This is a genomic window from Bradyrhizobium sp. CCGB12 (assembly GCF_024199845.1).
Classification (GTDB): domain Bacteria; phylum Pseudomonadota; class Alphaproteobacteria; order Rhizobiales; family Xanthobacteraceae; genus Bradyrhizobium.
The window spans coordinates 7732794-7751371 of sequence record NZ_JANADO010000001.1 but is presented as its reverse complement, the minus strand read 5'-3'; the positions used below and the strand labels follow the sequence as shown (position 1 = coordinate 7751371).

General features: G+C 65.0%; 20 protein-coding genes and 1 tRNA gene. 8 read left to right on the top strand and 13 right to left on the bottom strand.

All coding sequences use genetic code 11. The features are described 5' to 3' along the window. Nucleotides 1-11: 11 nt before the first annotated feature. On the bottom strand, nt 12-1016 hold the full coding sequence (locus NLM27_RS35500; protein ID WP_254147689.1) for an ABC transporter substrate-binding protein: 1005 nt from the start codon (nt 1014-1016) through the stop codon (nt 12-14). A 46-nt stretch (nt 1017-1062) separates the two neighbouring features. After that, nucleotides 1063-2430, bottom strand: a complete 1368-nt coding sequence (locus NLM27_RS35495) for an FAD-dependent oxidoreductase (protein ID WP_254147688.1) — start codon at nt 2428-2430, stop codon at nt 1063-1065. A gap of 111 nt (nt 2431-2541) precedes the next feature. Here NLM27_RS35495 and NLM27_RS35490 point away from each other — a divergent pair, with 111 nt between their 5' ends. Both NLM27_RS35490 and NLM27_RS35485 read left to right on the top strand, forming a co-directional pair. Further along, on the top strand, nt 2542-3426 hold the full coding sequence (locus NLM27_RS35490; protein WP_254147687.1) for a LysR family transcriptional regulator: 885 nt from the start codon (nt 2542-2544) through the stop codon (nt 3424-3426). Nucleotides 3427-3557: 131 nt separating this feature from the next. Next, nucleotides 3558-3830 (top strand): hypothetical protein, encoded by a 273-nt coding sequence (locus tag NLM27_RS35485; RefSeq protein WP_254147686.1) that lies wholly within the window; start codon nt 3558-3560, stop codon nt 3828-3830. Nucleotides 3831-3840: 10 nt separating this feature from the next. On the opposite strand, the gene NLM27_RS35480 is transcribed toward NLM27_RS35485, so the two are convergent. Next, nucleotides 3841-4644: an enoyl-CoA hydratase-related protein gene (locus NLM27_RS35480; RefSeq protein WP_254147685.1), complete on the bottom strand. Its 804-nt coding sequence runs from the start codon at nt 4642-4644 to the stop codon at nt 3841-3843. Nucleotides 4645-4799: 155 nt separating this feature from the next. Between NLM27_RS35480 and NLM27_RS35475 the strand changes: the two genes are divergently transcribed. Continuing rightward, nucleotides 4800-5774 (top strand): ketopantoate reductase family protein, encoded by a 975-nt coding sequence (locus NLM27_RS35475; RefSeq protein ID WP_254147684.1) that lies wholly within the window; start codon nt 4800-4802, stop codon nt 5772-5774. Between the two features lie 3 nt (nt 5775-5777). On the opposite strand, the gene NLM27_RS35470 is transcribed toward NLM27_RS35475, so the two are convergent. Beyond that, a complete protein-coding gene (locus NLM27_RS35470) occupies nt 5778-6455 on the bottom strand; it encodes an alpha/beta family hydrolase (RefSeq protein WP_254147683.1) in 678 nt (225 codons plus the stop codon). A 126-nt stretch (nt 6456-6581) separates the two neighbouring features. Between NLM27_RS35470 and NLM27_RS35465 the strand changes: the two genes are divergently transcribed. Further along, nucleotides 6582-7727: an acyl-CoA dehydrogenase family protein gene (locus NLM27_RS35465; RefSeq protein WP_254147682.1), complete on the top strand. Its 1146-nt coding sequence runs from the start codon at nt 6582-6584 to the stop codon at nt 7725-7727. Nucleotides 7728-7733: 6 nt separating this feature from the next. Here the strand turns inward: NLM27_RS35465 and NLM27_RS35460 are convergent, their stop codons facing one another. Then, nucleotides 7734-8714: a helix-turn-helix domain-containing protein gene (locus NLM27_RS35460; RefSeq protein ID WP_254147681.1), complete on the bottom strand. Its 981-nt coding sequence runs from the start codon at nt 8712-8714 to the stop codon at nt 7734-7736. Between the two features lie 160 nt (nt 8715-8874). Here NLM27_RS35460 and NLM27_RS35455 point away from each other — a divergent pair, with 160 nt between their 5' ends. Continuing rightward, complete coding sequence (locus NLM27_RS35455; RefSeq protein WP_254147680.1) at nt 8875-9600, top strand: alpha/beta fold hydrolase; 726 nt, start codon at nt 8875-8877, stop codon at nt 9598-9600. A gap of 39 nt (nt 9601-9639) precedes the next feature. On the opposite strand, the gene NLM27_RS35450 is transcribed toward NLM27_RS35455, so the two are convergent. Further along, nucleotides 9640-10524, bottom strand: coding sequence for a LysR family transcriptional regulator (locus NLM27_RS35450; protein ID WP_254147679.1), 885 nt, complete (start codon nt 10522-10524; stop codon nt 9640-9642). Between the two features lie 103 nt (nt 10525-10627). On the opposite strand from NLM27_RS35450, the gene NLM27_RS35445 reads away from it, so the two are divergent. The 3 genes from NLM27_RS35445 to NLM27_RS35435 are packed head-to-tail and all read left to right on the top strand — an operon-like array spanning nt 10628 to nt 12127. After that, on the top strand, nt 10628-11056 hold the full coding sequence (locus NLM27_RS35445) for a DoxX family protein (protein ID WP_254147678.1): 429 nt from the start codon (nt 10628-10630) through the stop codon (nt 11054-11056). A gap of 20 nt (nt 11057-11076) precedes the next feature. Beyond that, nucleotides 11077-11538 (top strand): DsrE family protein, encoded by a 462-nt coding sequence (locus tag NLM27_RS35440; protein WP_254147677.1) that lies wholly within the window; start codon nt 11077-11079, stop codon nt 11536-11538. Continuing rightward, nucleotides 11531-12127 (top strand): TlpA disulfide reductase family protein, encoded by a 597-nt coding sequence (locus NLM27_RS35435; RefSeq protein WP_254147676.1) that lies wholly within the window; start codon nt 11531-11533, stop codon nt 12125-12127. The genes NLM27_RS35440 and NLM27_RS35435 overlap by 8 nt, the downstream gene beginning before the upstream one ends. 6 nt (nt 12128-12133) lie before the next feature. Here the strand turns inward: NLM27_RS35435 and NLM27_RS35430 are convergent, their stop codons facing one another. The 7 genes from NLM27_RS35430 to NLM27_RS35400 all read right to left on the bottom strand — a co-directional run bounded on the left by NLM27_RS35430 (nt 12134) and on the right by NLM27_RS35400 (nt 18567). Beyond that, on the bottom strand, nt 12134-13273 hold the full coding sequence (locus NLM27_RS35430; RefSeq protein WP_254147675.1) for an amidohydrolase/deacetylase family metallohydrolase: 1140 nt from the start codon (nt 13271-13273) through the stop codon (nt 12134-12136). A gap of 138 nt (nt 13274-13411) precedes the next feature. Beyond that, nucleotides 13412-14539 carry a DUF2252 family protein gene (locus NLM27_RS35425; RefSeq protein WP_254147674.1) on the bottom strand — a complete coding sequence of 376 codons (1128 nt, stop codon included), beginning with the start codon at nt 14537-14539 and terminating at the stop codon, nt 13412-13414. 263 nt (nt 14540-14802) lie between these two features. Next, nucleotides 14803-14879 (bottom strand) — tRNA-Arg (locus NLM27_RS35420). Between the two features lie 103 nt (nt 14880-14982). After that, the gene (locus NLM27_RS35415) at nt 14983-15939 is read right to left on the bottom strand and encodes a tripartite tricarboxylate transporter substrate-binding protein (protein ID WP_254147673.1); all 957 of its coding nucleotides are present in this window, start codon (nt 15937-15939) and stop codon (nt 14983-14985) included. A gap of 47 nt (nt 15940-15986) precedes the next feature. Further along, entirely contained in the window at nt 15987-16358 is a 372-nt protein-coding gene (locus NLM27_RS35410; RefSeq protein WP_035708285.1) for a dimethylsulfonioproprionate lyase family protein, read from the bottom strand. Between the two features lie 26 nt (nt 16359-16384). Continuing rightward, on the bottom strand, nt 16385-17023 hold the full coding sequence (locus tag NLM27_RS35405; RefSeq protein WP_254147672.1) for an RraA family protein: 639 nt from the start codon (nt 17021-17023) through the stop codon (nt 16385-16387). A gap of 26 nt (nt 17024-17049) precedes the next feature. Continuing rightward, complete coding sequence (locus NLM27_RS35400; protein WP_254147671.1) at nt 17050-18567, bottom strand: AMP-binding protein; 1518 nt, start codon at nt 18565-18567, stop codon at nt 17050-17052. Nucleotides 18568-18578: the final 11 nt, after the last annotated feature.

Here is an 18578-nt window from a genome sequence, read left to right as displayed (position 1 = left end):
CACGCGCAGCATCAATCCGCCTTCACGTAATCCTTCGCGATGATCGCGTCGGCATCTAAGCCCTTGTCGGCAAAACCCTGCTCCTGCAGCCATTTGATCTGGTTGTCGACGTTCTTCACGTCGAGCTTGCCGTCGGGATCGATATAGGCGCAGTTGCCGACCACCTGCTCGACCGACAGGTTGGTGTACTTTGCGATGATCTCCAAGAGCGGCTTCGTCTTGTCGTTGATTGGCGCGACGCCGTCCTTCATGGCGGAGAGGATGACGTCGTGATACTCGCGATCCGCCTTGGCGAGCGCGCCGAGCAGTTTTGTCACCAGCACCTTGTTGGTCAGCGTCTTCGGCGAGGCGAACACCGCGCCCAATTGCCAGGGTGTCTCGTCCCCGACCCAGCCCAGGAACTTTGCGCCGCCCTCGTCCATCAGCTTTCGTGCGGTGGAGATGGGAAGCAGCGCCGCATCGACGGTCTCGCCCTTCAGCGCAGCCGCCGCATTCGACAGCGATTGCAGCGGCACGATCTTCACGTCGGCGAGCTTGAAGCCGTATTTGTCGGCAAGCAGGCCGAGCGAATAGTGAAAGCTCGAGCCGACCTGCGTCATCGCCACGCGTTTGCCCGCAAGGTCCTTCGGCGTCTTCAGACCGCTCGCATAGGCATTGTTGCTGGCGAAATAGCCGATCAGGGGATAGCCCGCCTTCTCGCGGCTCATGCCGCCGATCACCTTCAGCGTGCCCTTGCCGGCGAGGTTATAGAGACCGGCGGTGAAAGCGGTGATGCCGAAATCGACGTCGCCCGACGTGGTTGCTACCGCGATCGGCTGCGCCGCGTCGAAGAATTTCAGCTCGACCTCCAGACCGGCCTCGCGAAAATAGCCCTTGTCCTGCGCGATGAAGACGGGCGCGGATGACGACAGACGAAGCACGCCGATCTTGGCCTTCAGCGCGTCTTCGGCCTGCGCCGTGCTCGTCGCCATGATCGCCAAAAGGCCAGCTACCGCAAGGCGCGCAATTCCGATCATTCCGTTTTCTCCCTCGTCGTTCTCTCGTCGTTCTCTTGGCAGTCCGTTACAGGCCCTCCGGGACGGGTTGATCCCGCCCGATGAAGGCGCCCTGTTGTTTCAACGTTTCCTGCAACTTTTCAACGGGGATGTCACGCGGGATCCGGTTTCCGGACAGCGCCAAGGCGGCGGCGGAACCGGCGGCCTCGCCCATCACGAAACAGGCACCGGACACTCGTGCTGCCGACTGGCCTTCATGGGTCATCGAGGCGCAGCGGCCGGCGACCAGGAGATTGTCGACGCCTTCGGGCACCAGCATCCGGTAGGGCAGCTCGTTATAGCCGCGCGATTCCGGGATCGGCGGGAAGGTGAAGACGACGTCGCCGGGAACATGGGCCTCGATCGGCCAACCATTGACGCCGATGGAATCCGCGAACGACGCGCAGCCGAGCACGTCCTCGCCGCTGAGCTGGTAGCCGCCCCTGATGCGGCGGGTCTCGCGGATGCCAAGTTGTGGCGGAAGGTCGACGATGTAGGACTTTTCGAAGCCCGGCACGGTGCTGCGCAGGAATTCGTATGCGGCGAGCGCCTGCCTGCGGCCCTCGATCTCGCCGCGGGTGAGATCGTCGGGCTCGATGCCGTTGATGGCATGGCCGTCCTCGCGCGCGACCTGCGTAAAGTTCACCCGCCATTCGATGCCGGACTTTTGCGGCCGCACGATCGCGCTTTTCCGCGGAAACTTATGCGTACCGGCAGCGATGGCTTTCTCCATCAATTGTGGAATGGTACGCCAGGCATCGCCGGCCTTCGCGGGATCGATGCCATTGAGACGCAGCATCATCGAGGGGTACAGCGGATGGCCGTGCTCGTCGCCGATCTCGAACGGCGCGCCGGCCCAGACCGCGAGGTCGCCGTCGCCCGAGCAATCGATGAAGATCTCCGCGCGCACGGCCTGCCGCCCGGCCTTGGTCTCGACCATCAGCGCCTCGATGCGGCTGTCATCGCCCATCACGACGCCGGCGCCGAGGGCGTGGAAGAGGATGTTCACCTTGTGGCTTGCAAGCAGCTCGTCAGCCGCGATCTTGTAGGCGGCGGTGTCATACGCCTGCGCGAAGACCTTGCCGAGGATCAGATGCGGTGTGTTCAGGCCGTTCAAGCGATCGATCCGCGCCAGCAGCTCGGAGGCCATGCCCTGCACCAGCCGGTGCGCCTTGCCGTAGACATTGCCGTGCAGGCCGCAGAAATTGGTGACGCCGGCCGCCGTCCCCATGCCGCCGAGAAAACCGTAGCGCTCGATCAGCAGCGTCTTCCGCCCGGCGCGCGCGGCTGAGGCCGCAGCGACAATGCCGGCGGGGCCGCCGCCAAGCACGACGACTTCATAATCGCCGTAGAGCGGCACCTGACGCGCCGGTTCTTCGATCATCGTGGCCCGCATGGCGCGTCCCTTCCCAAGATTCCCTGCTTACAGGCGACTATGAATTAACGCGCAGCAAGCTACAATCTACCAAAATATGAGATCAGCTTTCGCGAATCGAGAAAGGTCGACATGGACATCCTGGTGAACCTTCAGGCCTTCCTCGCCACTGCCGATGCCGCGGGCTTCTCGGCTGCTGCGCGAAAACTCGACGTCTCGACCTCGGTCGTCGCCAAGCGCGTCACGCAGCTGGAGGCGCGGATCGGCACGCCGCTGTTTCACCGCTCGACCCGGCAGCTGCGGCTCACGGAAGCGGGGCAGCGCTATGTGCATCGCGCGCGCGGCGTCGTTGCTGATGCCACCGACCTGCTCTCGCGCATGGGCGAGAAGGGCCACGATCTCGTCGATCACTTGCGCATCAAGGCGCCGACCTCGCTGACGGTGGCGAGGCTCGCCGACGCCTTCAGCGCCTTCCAGACGCAAAATCCGCGACTGAAGCTGGAGATCGTGCTGATCGACCGCCCGGTCGATCCCGTCAGCGAGGGGTTTGACATCGCAATCGGCGCTTTCCCGCATTCCTTCGGCGGCGTGGTCGACGAGCCGCTGGTCCCGTTGAAGCGATTGCTCTGTGCCTCGCCGGCTTATTTGAAGAAGCACGGCACGCCAAAACATCCGCGTGACCTAGTCGAGCACCGCTGCCTCAGCTTCATGCCGACCGGCCCCGAATGGCTCTTTGACGGACCACGCGGCCGCATCAGCATCCAGGTCAGCCCGCTGCTCTCCTCCAACGAGGGACACGTGCTGGCGCGCAGCGCGATCGCCGGCAACGGCATCGTGCTGATGTCGCATTATCTCGTCGCCGACGCCTTGCGCGACGGCAGGCTCAAGCCGGTGCTGCGCGACTATCCGATTCCGGAACTATGGGTGAAGGCCGCCATCCCCGAGCGCCGGCGCAATGCGGCTGCGGTGCAGGCGCTGCTGACACTGCTAAAAACGTCACTTGCGCCCTCGCTGTGAAGGGCCGTAGCCCGCATGGAGCGAAGCGGAATGCGGGAACGCCGGCCCCGGATTGCGCTTCGCTCCATCCGGGCTACGCGCCTGGCACAAGACGGTTGCCCGGGAATGACGGACCTGACAGAACTGCCCGCATGGATTCGACACTTTTGAAATTCACTCTGCCCGCCCTGATCGGTCTCGCGATCTCCGCCACTCCCGCCGCAGCCGTGGAGCAGAACTGCCGCTTCATCCAGGCCAAGGCCGAGCGGGAAGCCTGCTACAAGCGGCAGGAGGAAGAGCTCGCGGCCAAGCGCAAGCCTGCACCTGTGACCGGCGAGAACAAGACGCTCGAATCGATGCGCCAGATGCGGCAGGACGACGACGCCGTCTACCGCAGCATCAACAACATCTGCCGCGGCTGCTGAGCACCAACACTCAGCCCTTACCACCGCCCCAATTCGCCGATCGCTTCTCCGCAAACGAGGCCAGCCCTTCCGCCGCCTCTGCACTCTGGCGCTTGAGCGAGTGCAGGTGCACGAGCCGCTTGTACGCGGCATCGTCCACGGCCATGCCGCCGAACGAGCTCTCCAGCGCCAGGCGCTTGGTCTCGGCCATCGCGTCCGGTCCGTTGGCAAGCAGTTGCTCGACCACCTTGCTACCTGCGGCTTCGAGATCGGCGAGCGGCACGACCTCGTGCACGAGGCCGATGCGGCGGGCGTCCTCGGCGCCAAAACGCTCGCCGGTGAGCGCGTAGCGACGGACCTGCCGTACACCGATGGCGTCACAGAGCTGCGGGATGATGATGGCCGCGGTCAGGCCCCAGCGCACCTCGGTGATCGAGAACAGCGCATTGTCCGCCGCGATCACGACATCGCAGGCCGCGATCACGCCGGTGCCGCCGCCAAAACAGCCGCCCTGCACCAGCGCGACGGTCGGGATTGGCAGCGTGTTGAGCCGCTGCACCGCCTCGAAGGTCGCGCGCGATGCCGCTTCGTTCGCCTCAGCCGATTGCGGCCGCACGCCATTGATCCATTTGAGGTCGGCGCCGGCCTGAAAATGCTTGCCGTTGCCCTTGAGCACGACGACGCGAAGGTTCGGCTTCTTAGCCAGCTCGTCCATGGCCGCGAGCACGCCCGCGATCAAGGCGCCGTCATAGGCATTGTTGACCTCCGGCCGGTTCAGCGTGACGGTCGCAACCCCACGTTCATCGAGGGTCCACAGGACGGGGCTGGCAGTCATCGGCGATCCTCCGATCGTTTGCTTGGCGCGCACTATGGCCGAGGCAACGCGTCCCGATCCATATCTTTCCGGCGTAGGGCGGCCGCGTCCATCGCATGGCGGCTTGTGTCATGCTGCCGCCGGGCGGCACCAAGCTATCAGGGACAGGACATCACATGCGCATCTGCATTTTCGGCGCGGGCGCCGTCGGCAGCCATCTTGCGGTTCGGCTGGCGCGCGCCGGCCATGAGGTCAGTTGCGTGATGCGGGGCCCGCATCTCGAGGCCGTCCGGGCCAATGGCCTCAAGCTGCGCGTCGGCGATTCCGAGGTCAGCGCCAAGGTGAACGCGTCGGGCGATCCGGCCCAGCTCGGCCCGCAGGACGTCGTGATCTCGACGCTGAAGGCCACCGCGCTCCAGGGACTGGTCTCCAGCATCAAGCCGCTGCTCCAGGACGACACCGCGATCGTGTTCGCGCAGAACGGCATTCCCTGGTGGTACGGGATCGGCCTGCCGCCGCGGCATCCGACGCCGCCGGACATTTCGTTCCTCGATCCCGGCGGACGCCTGCGCGCCTGCATCCCGAAGGAGCGGATCATCGGCGGCGTCGTCTTCTCCTCCAACGAAGTGACCGCGCCCGGCGTGGTGCAGAATCTGACGCCGGACCGCAACCGCCTCTTGATCGGCGAATGCGACGACCGCAATTGCGACCGCATCACCAAGCTCCGAGGCGTCTTCAACGATGCCCGGCTGGAGTCACCGCCTGTCGCCGAGATCCGCGAGGCGATCTGGTCAAAGTTGCTGACCAACATGTCGCTGTCGGTGCTGTGCCTGCTCACCGGCCAGACCGCGCGCGGCGTGCGCGACGACCCCGCCTTCACTGAAGTCATTCCGCGCATGCTGAACGAGGCCAACGATATCGCCCAGCACTTCATTCCCGAGGTCAAGCGCGTGACGCGGAGCGGCCCTGCCCCCAACCACAAGCCGTCGCTGCTGCAGGACTATGAGCTCGGTCGCGCCATGGAGATCGACGTGCTGGTGAGGGCGCCCGCCGCCTTCGCGCGCACCGCCGGCCTGTTGACGCCGACGCTCGACCTGATCGCCGCGCTGGCGATCCAGAAGGCGCGCGACAAGGGGCTCTATTCGGCGTGAACTTCAGGCAAGCTCGTCGATCCAGGCCGCGAGCGCATCGAGCACTTCTACAAGCGCCTCGTCATTGCTGCGGCCGGACTTCTTCAGCACCGCAAAGGAGTGGTCGCCGCCTTCGACCTCATGGAGCGTCGCCTTCGCCCCGAGCCGCGCGACGACGGGCTTGAGATGGCCGAGATCGGCAAGACCGTCGCGCGTGCCTTGCAGGAACAACATGGGGATGGCGATGCCGGCGAGATGCTCGGCCCGCTCGGTCGAAGGCTTCTTGTCGGCATGTAGGGGAAAGCCGAGGAAGGCGAGCCCTTTGACACCAGGCAGCGCCGCCTTGGATTGCGCCTGCGAGGTCATGCGTCCGCCGAAGGACTTTCCGCCGGCGACGAGCTTCAATCCGGGGCATAGCCGCGCCGCCTCCTCGACCGCCGCGCGGATGGCGGCGTGCGCGACCGCCGGCTGATCGGGCCGCCCGTGTTTCTTTTCCATGTAGAGAAAATTGAAGCGGAAAGTCGCGATACCGCGTGACGCGAGGCCCGCGGCGACCTCATTCATGAACGAATGCCGCATGTCGGCGCCCGCACCATGCGCCAGGACGTAGCAGGCGTGCGCGTTGTCCGGCTGCGTCAGGATGGCCGAGACCGTGCCGACGCGCTCGATGTCGAGCTTGAGCTCCTGCGTTTTGACAGCCAAAATCAGATATCCCGACAGACGCGTTTCCGGTCGCCTTGGTAGCGCCACCGGCGCAGCCTGAAAACACAATAATTGCCGCGGCCGACTAGCCTACCAAGCCGGAACGCCGCATCAACCGAGGTAACCATGTCCTACCGCTCCTCCTGGATGACCGAAGAGCTCGAAATCTTCCGCGACCAGTTCCGGAAGTATCTTGCCAAGGACCTGGCGCCGCATGCCGAAAAATGGCGCGAGCAGAAGATGGTCGACCGCTTCGCCTGGCGCGGGCTCGGCGAGATGGGCGCGCTGCTGGCGAGCGTGCCGGAGGAATATGGCGGGCTGGGCGCGACCTTCGCCTATGAAGCCGCCGTGCTCGACGACCTCGAAAGCACGGTGCCGGAACTGACGACCGGCGTTTCCGTGCACAGCTCCATCGTCGCGCACTACATCCTCAATTACGGCTCGGAGGAGCAGAAGAAGCGCTGGCTGCCGAAGATGGCGAGCGGCGAAATGGTCGGCGCCATCGCCATGACCGAGCCCGGCACCGGCTCGGACCTGCAGGCCGTGAAGACCACGGCGAAGAAGCAGGGCAATTCCTACGTCATCAACGGCCAGAAGACGTTCATCACCAACGGCCAGGCCGCCGATCTCGTCATCGTGGTCGCGCGCACCGGCGATGCTGGCGCCAAGGGCATCTCGCTGATCGTGGTCGAGACATCAGGCGCGGACGGCTATCGGCGCGGGCGCAACCTCGACAAGATCGGCCTGCATGCCTCCGACACGTCCGAATTGTTCTTCGACAATGTCACGGTCCCGCCGGAAAACCTGCTCGGCAAGGAGGAAGGCCAGGGCTTTGTCCAGCTGATGCAGCAATTGCCGCAGGAGCGCCTCGCGCTCGCGGTCGGCGCCGTCGCCTCGATGGAGCGCGCGGTCAAGCTCACCACCGAGTACACCAAGGAGCGGAAAGCGTTCGGCAAGCCGCTGATGGATTTCCAGAACACCGCCTTTACGCTCGCCGAGCGCAAGACCGAGGCGATGATCGCGCGCGTCTTCGTCGACTGGTGCATCGAACGCCTGATCACCGGGGATCTCGACACCGTCACGGCATCGATGGCGAAGTACTGGTGCTCGGACAAGCAGGTGCAGACCGCCGACGAATGCCTCCAGCTGTTCGGCGGCTACGGTTATATGCAGGAATATCCGATCTCGCGCATCTTCATCGATTCCCGCATCCAGAAGATCTATGGCGGCACCAACGAGATCATGAAGCTGCTGATCGCCAGGTCGCTGTAACTCCGCTCATCGCGCACGCCAGTCGCGTGGCCGGCAGCCGAAGCGCTGCTTGAAACGGCGGGTGAAGTGAGAGAGATCGCAGAAGCCCCAGTCGAAGGCGATTGAGCCGATCGCCTGGTCCACTTTCGCGGGATCGCTCAGATCCCGCGCCGCGCCGTCCAATCTGCGGTCCATGACGTAGTCCGAGAATGTGGTGCCCGCGCGCTCGAACAGCTTGTGCACGTAGCGCTCGCTGATGCCGATCGCGCTTGCAACATCCGCGACGGTGAGGCCCTGCTCGGAGAGCCGCTCATGCACGGCACGGCGGAGCGCGAGAGCGGTCGCATCGGCAAAGCTGGCCGCTTCCGCCGTCTGCGCGCGCGAGCGGCGAGACAAGCTCAGGGCGACGAGATCCAGGAGCACTCCGAAAAGCCTGACGGCTTCACTTTCCGTCATCCGCAGCGCGCCGGCATTCAGCGATCGCGCCGTTTCGACGATGAGGTGTCCGACAAAGGGATCGTCGGACACGCGCTCGATCCGAAAATCGAAGGAAGGCGGCAGCCGGTCGCGCAGTTCGCGCGAAGGTACCCAGAAGGATGCGACCTCAAGCCTCGGCCCACGATCATGCAACAGCGTCACTTCACGGTCGCTGTCGCAGATGCCGACCTGGCCGCGCGACAGGCTGACGTCGCGACCGCCTTGGAGCATGCGACAACGGCCGGCGAGCTTGATGTTCAGATAGAAGCAGCTTTCGGTCGAGGCTGCGATATCGGCGCGCGAGCGGTGCACGGTGTGTTCGGGAAAGACGACGCGGTTGATAGCGCCGTTGCCGATCTTGATCGCCTCGACCTTGGCCGGAAAGCGCGAGGTCGTCGCCGATTCCGGCGTCAGGTTCATGAATGCCTGGCAGATCGCCTCGCGATAGTAGGAGAACTGCTCCTCCGGCCGCGCTCCCCCGGTGTCCCAGACCAGATGCCGAGGCCGGCTTTCGGAATTGAGCTGCTCCATCAGTTCGCTCCGAGACCAATCCGGTTCAGCGTCAGGCAAGCGCGCGGCGCGGCCAGCGGTTCAATATGACGGCAACAGTACAAAGACCGGCGCCCAGTCGGCCAATCCCGGCAAGGCCGTCGCCGCGCCGATCTAAGCAGTCTTCCGAGGGAGCCACAACATGTCGACCTACGTTCTCGTTCACGGCGCCTGGCACACCGGTGCCGAATTCGAGCCCGTCGCCGCACCGATCCGCGCGGCTGGTCATCGAGTCTATACCCCCACCATCAAGGGCAACCGTCCGGGCGACGCCAAGACGACCGGGCTGAAGGAAGCAATCCAGTCGATCGCCGACTACCTTGCCGAGAACAATCTCACGGATGTCGTCCTGCTGGGCCATTCCTATGGCGGCATGGTCATCACCGGCGTTGCCGATCTCGCTCCCGAGCGCATCCGCCGCCTCGTCTACTGGAATGCCTTCGTGCCCAACAACGGCGAGTGCCTCAACGACATGGTGCCGCCGCACTATATCGGGCTGTTCGACGCGATCGCGGCCGAGCGCGGGGACGGCTCGGTGGTCTTGCCCTTCCCGGTCTGGCGCGAAGCCTTCATCAACGATGCCGACCTGGAGACCGCACAGCGCGCCTATGACGTCCTCAATCCGCATCCGCTGGCGACCTTCACCGACAAGATCACGCTCAAGACCAACCCGGCCGGGATGCCGCTGTCCAAATCCTACATCAACTGCACCGAAGACATCGCGCTGCCGCACAGCCATGGCTGGCATCCGCGTCTGTCGGAGAAGCTCGGCCTGTTCCGCCTGGTGCAGGTGCCGGGAAGCCATGAGCTGTGCTTCTCCGATCCGGCGCGGCTCGCCAAGGCGATCATGCACGCGGGACGCGACTGATCGTATCCCCGCTGTCGATCTCGCGGTCGCTGTAGCCGGTCACCTCATTCGCTTGTCGGCGACGATGAAGTCGATGAAGGTCCGCACCTTCGCGGAGAGGTATTTGCGGCTCGGATAGACCGCGAACAGCTTTCCCTCGAAGATGACCTGCCCCGGCATGAGGTGTTCGAGACGTCCGCTGGCGATGTCCTCGGCGACCAGCCATTTCGGCAGGAAGGCGAGCCCCATGCCTTCCAGCGCGGCCATGTGCAGCAGCGTTTCGTTGCCGCTGCGCAGCACCGGATCGAGCTTCACGGTCTCAGGTCCGTGCTCGCCCTGGAAGGAGAAGGTCTCGCCGGGATAAAGCGCATAGTGCAGCAACGCCTGGCCGGAGAGATCGGCGAAGGTCGCCGGGCGGCCCGCACGTTTGAGGTAGGCGGGAGCGGCAACAAGGTAGAACGGGACGTTGGTGATGGCCCGCGCGATCAACGCCTCGTCAGGCGCGCCGGTCGCGCGCAGAGCGAGATCAAAACCCTCCTCGACCAGATTGACGAGGCGCCCGCTGAGATCGACGTCGAGGCGCACTTCCGGATAGCGGGCCTGGTAGTCCGCCAGCACGCCCGCGAAGATCGTATTCGCCATCCACACCGGCGCGGTCAGCCGCAAACTGCCGCGCGGCACGACCGTCGCCTTGCTGACGGCGGCCTCGACCTCGTCGAGCGAGTCCAGCATCTGCCGCGCCTGCTCGAAATAGAGCGCGCCGCTTTCGCTGAGGCTGACGCGCCGGCTGGTGCGGTTGAGCAGTCGCGTGCCGAGCCGCTTCTCGAGTTGCATCACGTGCTTGCTCGCCATGGCGGGCGAGATGCGCAGGCGCTGCGCCGCGGCCGCAAAGCTCTTCAGCTCGGCGACCAGGCAAAACACCCGCATGCTGACCAAGGAATCCATGAGATCATCAACACCAAGGAAATGAATCTATCCCAGAACACATAATGATCAAAAATGGAGAAACCATCAAATGGTGACAACCTCAAGCGTTTGGAGAACCACCATGACAATGACCGCCCTCGAGACCGTCACGCCCGGCCGCGCTCTTCGCATTGGCCTCTGGACCGCTCAGGTCGTCCTCGCCTTCGTCTTCATCTCGGCGGGGCTGGTCAAGCTGACCACGCCCATTCCCGAGCTCGCCGCGATGATGCCCTGGGCCGGCCAGTATTCCGAAACCTTCGTTCGCTCCATCGCGCTGGTCGATCTCGCCGGCGGTATCGGTATTCTCTTGCCGGCCCTGACACGGATCTTGCCGCGGCTGACGGTGCTGGCCGCGCTCGGCTGCACGGTGCTGCAGCTGTTTGCGCTCGTCTTCCACCTCTCGCGCGGCGAGGCCGCGGTGACACCGCTCAACGTCGTCCTGCTCGCGCTCAGCCTGTTCGTGCTGTGGGGACGCAACAGCAAGGCGCCGATCGCGCCGCGTCAGTTCTGACCGGCCGGGCCACCACAGCCATGATCTCGGCCAGCGGATGGTCCCGCAGAAGCCTGCTCGCAGGCACCGCAATCCTCACGGCCGGCGGCGCCGCCGCGGCCAAGGACGATCGTCTCACCGAGGGCGTCGTGATCCTGATCGACAGCAACGAGCCCTATGTCATGGGCCACGCGATCAGCTATTCGGCCAACCTCTCCAAGCATTTTGCCGAGCGGGGCGCGCGATTGCTGATCGAGGTCGTCGCCAACGGCAAGGGCATCGACGTCTTCAGGGCCGACAAGACCCCGCTGGTCGAGCCGCTCGCGACGCTGCGGCAATCGCTACCGAACCTCACCTACAGCATGTGCGCCTCGTCCAAGGCGATCGCCGAAGCCAAGGAGCAGGTCTCGATTCCGCTGATATCAGGCGCGAGCCTCGTCCCCTTCGGCATCGGGCGCGTCGTCGATCTGCAACTCAAGGGCTGGGCCTATATCCATGCGTGATGTGAGGCTCGAAAGCGTTGCGGTGTTGTCGCGGCGATCGATCCTGATCGCCGCGCCGATGTTGGTCGCTTCTCTGCGCACAAGTCGCGCGCAGGAGAGCTGGCCGCCGGCCTTCGAGGCCGGCCGCAGCCAGTTCACAATGGTGCGGCCGCACGCGGCGATGCCGCAGCTCAGGCTTCAGGACATCGGCGGCAGGGACATCATCGTCACCGCGAAGCCGGGCCGCATCACGTTGGTGAATTTCTGGGCGACGTGGTGTGCGGCCTGCCGGCTCGACCTGCCTGCACTCGCAAGCCTTGCGGGATCGCGGCCCGACCGGCTCGACATCGTCGCGATCTGCACGGACACCAAGGACCTGCGCAAGATCCGCACCTATCTTGGCGGCCTCGCGGTGCACAGCCTCGCCTGCTACGTCGATTCCTACGGCGCGGCGGCGGCGGCTTCCAGCGCGATGTTCCCGCTCGTCGGCATGCCCATCACCTATCTGGTCGGAGCGGGGGCACGCGTCGAGGGCTACATCACCGGCGCCCCCGACTGGCTTTCCCCCGCGGGCGCGCGCCTGCTGCAATTCTATCGCGAGCAGGGCTAGCGACCATCAATTCGGATGCCACCAGCGGCCGCCGATGACGACGCCTTCGGAGACGATCTTGCGGTCACCGGTCAGGTGCTCGCCGACGACGTCTTCATAATCGAACTGACCTTGCTTCACCGAGATCAGCGTGGCGTCGCCGACGCTGCCGGGTTTGAGGCTGCCAAGCTCGGGGCGCCGCAGCGCCATCGCAGCGTTCACCGTCGATGCCGCGACCACGTCTGGGAGCTCCATGCCCATGCACAGGAATTTCGACATGGTCGTGACCTGGTCATAGGCGGGGCCGTCGATGCAGAGCTGATGGATGTCGGACGAGATCGTATCCGGATAGAAGCCGTTGGCGAGCATGGCGCGCGCGGTCTTGAAGGCGAACGAGCCCTTGCCGTGGCCGATGTCGAACAGCACGCCGCGCTCGCGCGCGTCCAGCACCGCCTTCTTCACCGTGCCCTGCGCAGTCGCCGGCGTGTTCGGGAAGGGGCGGAACGCATGGGTGAGCACGTCGCCGGGACGCAGGCGCGCCAGCACGTCCTCGTAACTCGGCGGCGGATGGTCGATATGCGCCATCAAGGGCATGCCGACCTCGTTCGCGACCTCGAGCGCAATGTCGAGCGGCACCGCCCCTGACGTACCCGAGGAATGCAGGCCGACGCGCACCTTGATGCCGACGATGAGATCGCGGTTGGCATCGGCCACCTTGGCCGCCTCGATCGGATTCATCAGCCGCAACTCCTCGCTCTCGCCGACCATGATCCGGTGCGAGAAGCCGAAAATGCCGGCATGCGAGACGTGCAGATAGGCGAGGATGCGGACCTGGCTCGGCTCGATCACGTGCTTGCGGAAGCCGGCAAAGTTGCCGGGACCGGCGCTGCCGGTGTCCACGGCCGTGGTGACGCCGGAGAGGCGGCAGAATTCCTCGGCGTCGATGCCGAGCGAGGTGCCGCCCCAATAGACATGGGTGTGGAGATCGATCAGCCCCGGCGTGACGATGTAGCGTGACACGTCGCGCACATCCGTGCCCGGATCGGCCTTGAGGGCGCTGCCGACCGCAGCGACCTTGCCGCCCGCAAAGGCGACATCCGTCACGGCGTCGAGCTTCTGGGACGGGTCGACCACACGGCCGCCGCGCAGGATCAAGTCGAAAGGCATCATCGTCTCCGGATTTGGCAGGGTGTGGCATGGCGGGCGCGGCCTGAGCCGCTTCCTGCCTCGATCAGATTGCCTATAGCAAATCTTGCACCAACCAAGCAAAGCACGGGGACAATGGAGATGGAGGCCGCTCGCGGATCAACCGTGCCTGCGCCACTGCTTGAAATCGTCTTCGACGAATGCGGCGGCGGCCTTCGCAGCGGCATGGAGCCAGTCGCTGTCGCGCTGGTCCAGATCTTCGATGATCTTCTTTGACGCGCCCGTCGCCGCGTGAATGGCGCCGATGTCGAAGCCCATGACGTTGAGCAGATTGAGCTCCAGGCGCATATTCGCGTGATCCCCGAGATTGATCTTGCGGGAATCGGGCGCAAGGCGCCGAATCACGAAGCCACTTTGAGATTCGAGCGCGAGGTGGGGATCGGGAGCTCGGTATGGACCTTTTGCGAGCTCAAGAAAGCGCAGCTTGCCCCTCTGGTCATGCGCCCAATCCCAGGCCGACGGCACCAGCGCCTTGGCCTCTCTGACGACCTTACCACCGCACCATTCGGCAACGGCGAGGAAGCGCGGCCGGCCCAGGCTGCCGACACCTGCCACGCGCGTCGCGAAGCGATCAAATGAGGCATCGGGCGGCAGCTTCTTGCGGAGCGTTACGGCGACGGGAGACGGAGGCTTCGCTCGCGTATATTTCTCCACCTCATCCCAGAACTCGTCGCGCTCGTCGTCGGTGCATGTCACGTAAGCGCGCATCCAGCTCGCCTGCTCATCCAGGAGCGAGGGCTGTGGACGTTTGAGGCCCTTCTTGTAACCATCGAGAATCGCCTTTGCGGCGTCGCCATTGCCGACGTGGGTCATGGCCCTCGCCTTCTTTTTCTTGGCCTTTGGCGCGAGCCTCGCACTTGTCGCAAGGCGCACGAGGTCGAACGGATAGGCGATGCTCGCGGCCTCGTCGAAATCGTTGACGCCCCAGACGAGCCGTCCCTCCGCGTCGCGCCAGGTCCCGAAATTTTCGGTATGAGTGTCGCCCACGGATAGCACGCGCGGTGCGTCCTTCAGTTCCGGGCAGAGCGCTTCGATACATGTCGCCCAGCGGAAGAAAGTTGCGCGTAGGAAGACGAACGGGTCGTCTTTCATCTTCTTGTGCTTTTCGTCGAGGTCTTCCTCGACGACCTTGCATTGGGCGCGCAGCCAGCGCTCGAAATCTGTGTTGTCGTCCAGGAATGAACGCGGCTCGGTCTCGTGGCGGCTCTTTGATTTTTGCTTGATCATGGCCAGAACTTCCTGAAAAAATGATGCCGGACGAGGCCCGCGGAAATGATTGCGGCGGGCCGCTTAGCGGCGAAAAAGGCGTCAAGACATTCAACCACAGAGCGAGCACAATACCCCTGGCGCTACTCTTCCGCTAGCCGGATGACAGGCGTTGTCATTGCCGCTCGCGCGACCGCGGCTGGCGTACACGAGGACGAAGGACTGGGACGATACTCCCGCGCCCGGCTGGGACCGGCGAGCAATAGGTGAAGTGTCTGAGAAAATGGCGATCCCGGGAAGACTCGAACTTCCGACCTACGGTTTAGGAAACCGTCGCTCTATCCGGCTGAGCTACGGGACCGCGGAACCCGCCGCTAAAGGCGGGTTGCCTGACGTGTACATATCAAAGCGGTGGCGGGATCGGAAGCCCTCGCCGCGACCAATACGTAAGGCTGCCGGCGGCCTTACGCCTTGATATTGTTGTCCTTCACCACCTTGCCCCAATAGGCGACCTGCTTGTCGAAGAAGGACTTGAAGGCGGCACCGTCCTCGAGCAGCAAGGTCATCTGCTGCGTCTCCTTGAGCTGGGCGGCGGTTGCGGGCTCGCTCAGGATCTCCTTGGACGCCGTCGCCATGGCGGCCATGACGTCGGGCGGCGTGCCCGTGGGCGCGAAGATGCCCCACCATGCCAGCGTCTCGAAGTCCGGAAAGCCGGCCTCGATCGCGGTCTGCGTCTCCGGCAGGGCCGGCAGCCGCGTGCGGCCGAGTTGCAGGATCGGCCGCAGCATGTTGGTGCCGAGCTGGGCGGCGACCAGCGCCGCCGATCCCGCGATGAGATCGACATGGCCGCCGAGCACGTCGTTCATGGCCGGGCCACCGCCGCGATAGGGCACATGCATGATTTCGACGCCGGCCTTGCTGCCGAGCACGGTCATGGCGAGATGGCCCAGCGTGCCGATGCCGACGGAGGCGTATTTCACCGCGCCGGGGGTCGCCTTGCAGGCCGCCACTACGTCCGCGAAGCTCTTGTAGGGGCGGCCGGCGCCCGCGGCGATCACGTAAGGCGCGGTACCAATCAGCAGGACCGGCATCAGCTCGCGCTCGACATCGACCGGCGGCTTGTCGAGGATGGACGGGATCACCGCATGGGAATCGAACGTCACCAGGAAGGTCGAGCCGTCCGCCGGGCTCTTGGCGACCTGTGCCGCACCGAGCGCGCCGGCGGCGCCTGATTTGTTCTCGACCACCACGATGCGGTTCAGCTTGGTTTGCAGATTGCTCTGGAGCAGCCGCGCCATGGCATCGGTCGATCCGCCCGGCGGAAACGGCACCACCAGCGTGATCTTGCCGGCCTGCGCCGTAGCCGGTGCCATCGCGAGGATGGCCGGCGCGGCCAGCAGCGTGCGTCGTGTGATCGTCATGGTCCCCTCCCTGATTTATTTTGCGCTTAGCTTTTTGCTTTCTAGCGCTAGGTCGTCCCGAAGCCCGACCCCGCTTTCTTATATTCCGGCCGCGGTGGACTGAAGATGTCCAGCACCCGTGCGCCATCGGGGCCGGCGCGCATAGTGTGCGGCACATTGCCGGGTGTGCGCCAGAAGTCGCCCTTCTTCACCGGGATTTCCTCGTCGCCCTGGACGCGGATGGCGGAGCCGTCGAGCAGCACGCCCCATTGCTCCTCGGGATGATGATGCAGCGTGCCCTGCGCATGCGGCGCCAGCGTCACCACCGACAGCATCGCCTGCTCGCCGGAGAAGATGCGCGTGGTCACCCCCGCCGCGAGCTCGCGAAACAGCCCGTCGCTGGCATCGTCGATGTTGTGAAATTCGTCCTTCTGGCTCACACCATTCTCCCTTCGTTTCTCTCGGATCAGGACTTGCCGTAGGCGCCCTGATAGCGACCCTCGCGGATCGCCTTCATGGTCTCCTCCTCGCGCGCGACCTGGGCGCGCACGGCGTCCAGCAGCGCCGCCCCGCCCGCGGCGGGGAACGACACCACGCCGTCCTCGTCGCCGACGACGATGTCGCCGGGCGAGATCACGCTGCCGCCGACAGAGACGGGCACGTTGATCTCGCCGGGGCCGTTCTTGTAGGGGCCGCGATGGATCACGGCGCGGGCATAGCAGGGAAAGTCGTCAGCCGCGAACGCCGCGACGTCGCGGATCGCGCCGTCGATCACGTAGCCTTCCGCTTTGCGCCATTGGGCGATGTTCTTCATGATCTCGCCGACCAGCGCCCGCGTCTCGTCGCCGCCACCGTCGACCACGATGACGTCGCCGGGACCGACCAGCTCCAGCGCGCGGTGAATGGCGAGATTGTCGCCGGGCCGCGTGCGCACCGTGAAAGCCGTCCCCACCAGCTTGCCGCCGCGATGATAGGGCTTCAGCCCCACCGCGCCGGGCAGGCGGGCGAGATTGTCGGAGATGACCGAGGTCGGCGCACCGCGAAAGCCTTGGATAATCTCAGCCGGCGGTTTCGGCACGCTGTTCGCTGCGATGGTGATGGTCATGTCAAAGAGTCCTTTCGAGCATTTTCTTATTCGGCGTGCGCCCGCGCCTTCGACGGCATGATCCGGAAAGCGCGCCCCTCCTTCATCCATGCTGCGCGCTCGTCGCGCAACAGGGTGCGGCGCACTTTTCCGGAATCATCGCGCGGCGGGGCGCCGACGATCTCGAAACTCTCGGGGTGCTTGTAGCGGCTGAGCCGGTCCTTCAAGAGGTCTGCCATGCCGTCGGCGATGGCCTGGCCATCCGCATCGGGCTCCGGCTCGATGATGGCGTGCACGCGCTGGCCCAATTCCGGATCGGGCAATCCGACCACGACGCAGGAGCGAACGCCGGGACAGGCGGAAACGGCGGCCTCGACTTCGGCCGGGTAGATGTTGGCGCCGCCGCGCAGCACCATGTCGGCGAGGCGGTCGCCGAGATAGAGATAGCCCTCGGCATCCAGCCGGCCGATATCGCCGAGCGATTCCCAGCCGTCGCCGCGGCGCTTCGGCTCGGCGCCGAGATAGTGGTAGGTCGCGTCCTTGCCGTCATTGTTGAGGAAATAGATCTCGCCGGTCTCGCCCGGTGCAACGTCGTTGCCGTCCTCGCCGATGATGCGCAGCTTGGCCATCTCGCCGATCTTGCCGACCGAGCCCTTGTGCGTCAGCCATTCCGTGCCTGATATGATGCAGGAGCCCTGCCGCTCGGTGCCGCCGTAAAGCTCCCAGATTCGCTCGGGTCCGAGCCAGGCGATCCAGTTCTCTTTGAGCCAGGGTGGCATCGGGGCCGCCATATGGAAGACCGTCTGAAGGCTCGACAAATCGTAGGCGTTGCGCACGTTCTCTGGCAGCGCCCAGATCCGGTGCATCATGGTCGGCACGAAATTGACCCATTGCACGCGCTCGCGTTCGATCTGCCGCAATGTCTCCTCGGCGTCGAACTTGATGAGGCCGGTGAGCTGGCCGCCGGTGAACAGCGCGTAATGCGATACGATGAACGGCGCATTGTGGTAGAGTGGACCGGGATTGAGCAGCGAGACGCCAAAGGGGATATTGAGCGGCGGCACGACGACCGTGTCGGTCACCGCCGGCTGGTGATCGAGGATCACCTTGGGACGACCGGTCGAGCCGCCTGAGGTCATGGCCTTCCAGTAGCGCGCCACCGGCGGATTGAGCGGCTCGTCCGAGAATCCGTCCGGCACGAAATCAGCCGGGAGACGGTTCGGCGCATTCCAGTCGGCCTCGCCGCCGACCACCAGCGCCGGCTTGAGAATGTCGAGCACGGCGGCGGCCTCGCCGCGCGGCAACCGCCATGACAGCGAGGTCGGCGTCGCCCCGCACTTCCACACTGCAAAGGATGTCTCGAAGAACGCATTGCCGTTGGGCAATCCGATCGCGACGAAGTCGCCGGGCTTGACGCCCTTGGCCATGAATGCCCGCGCCCGCCGGTTGGCGCCACGCTCGAGTTCGTCCCATGTCAGCTTATTCTGTCCATGCTGGATGGCGATCGTACCGTGCGGTTTGCGTTCAGCGTACCAGCGCGGCACGTCGGACAAGGGCAGCAGCATCAGGCGTTTCC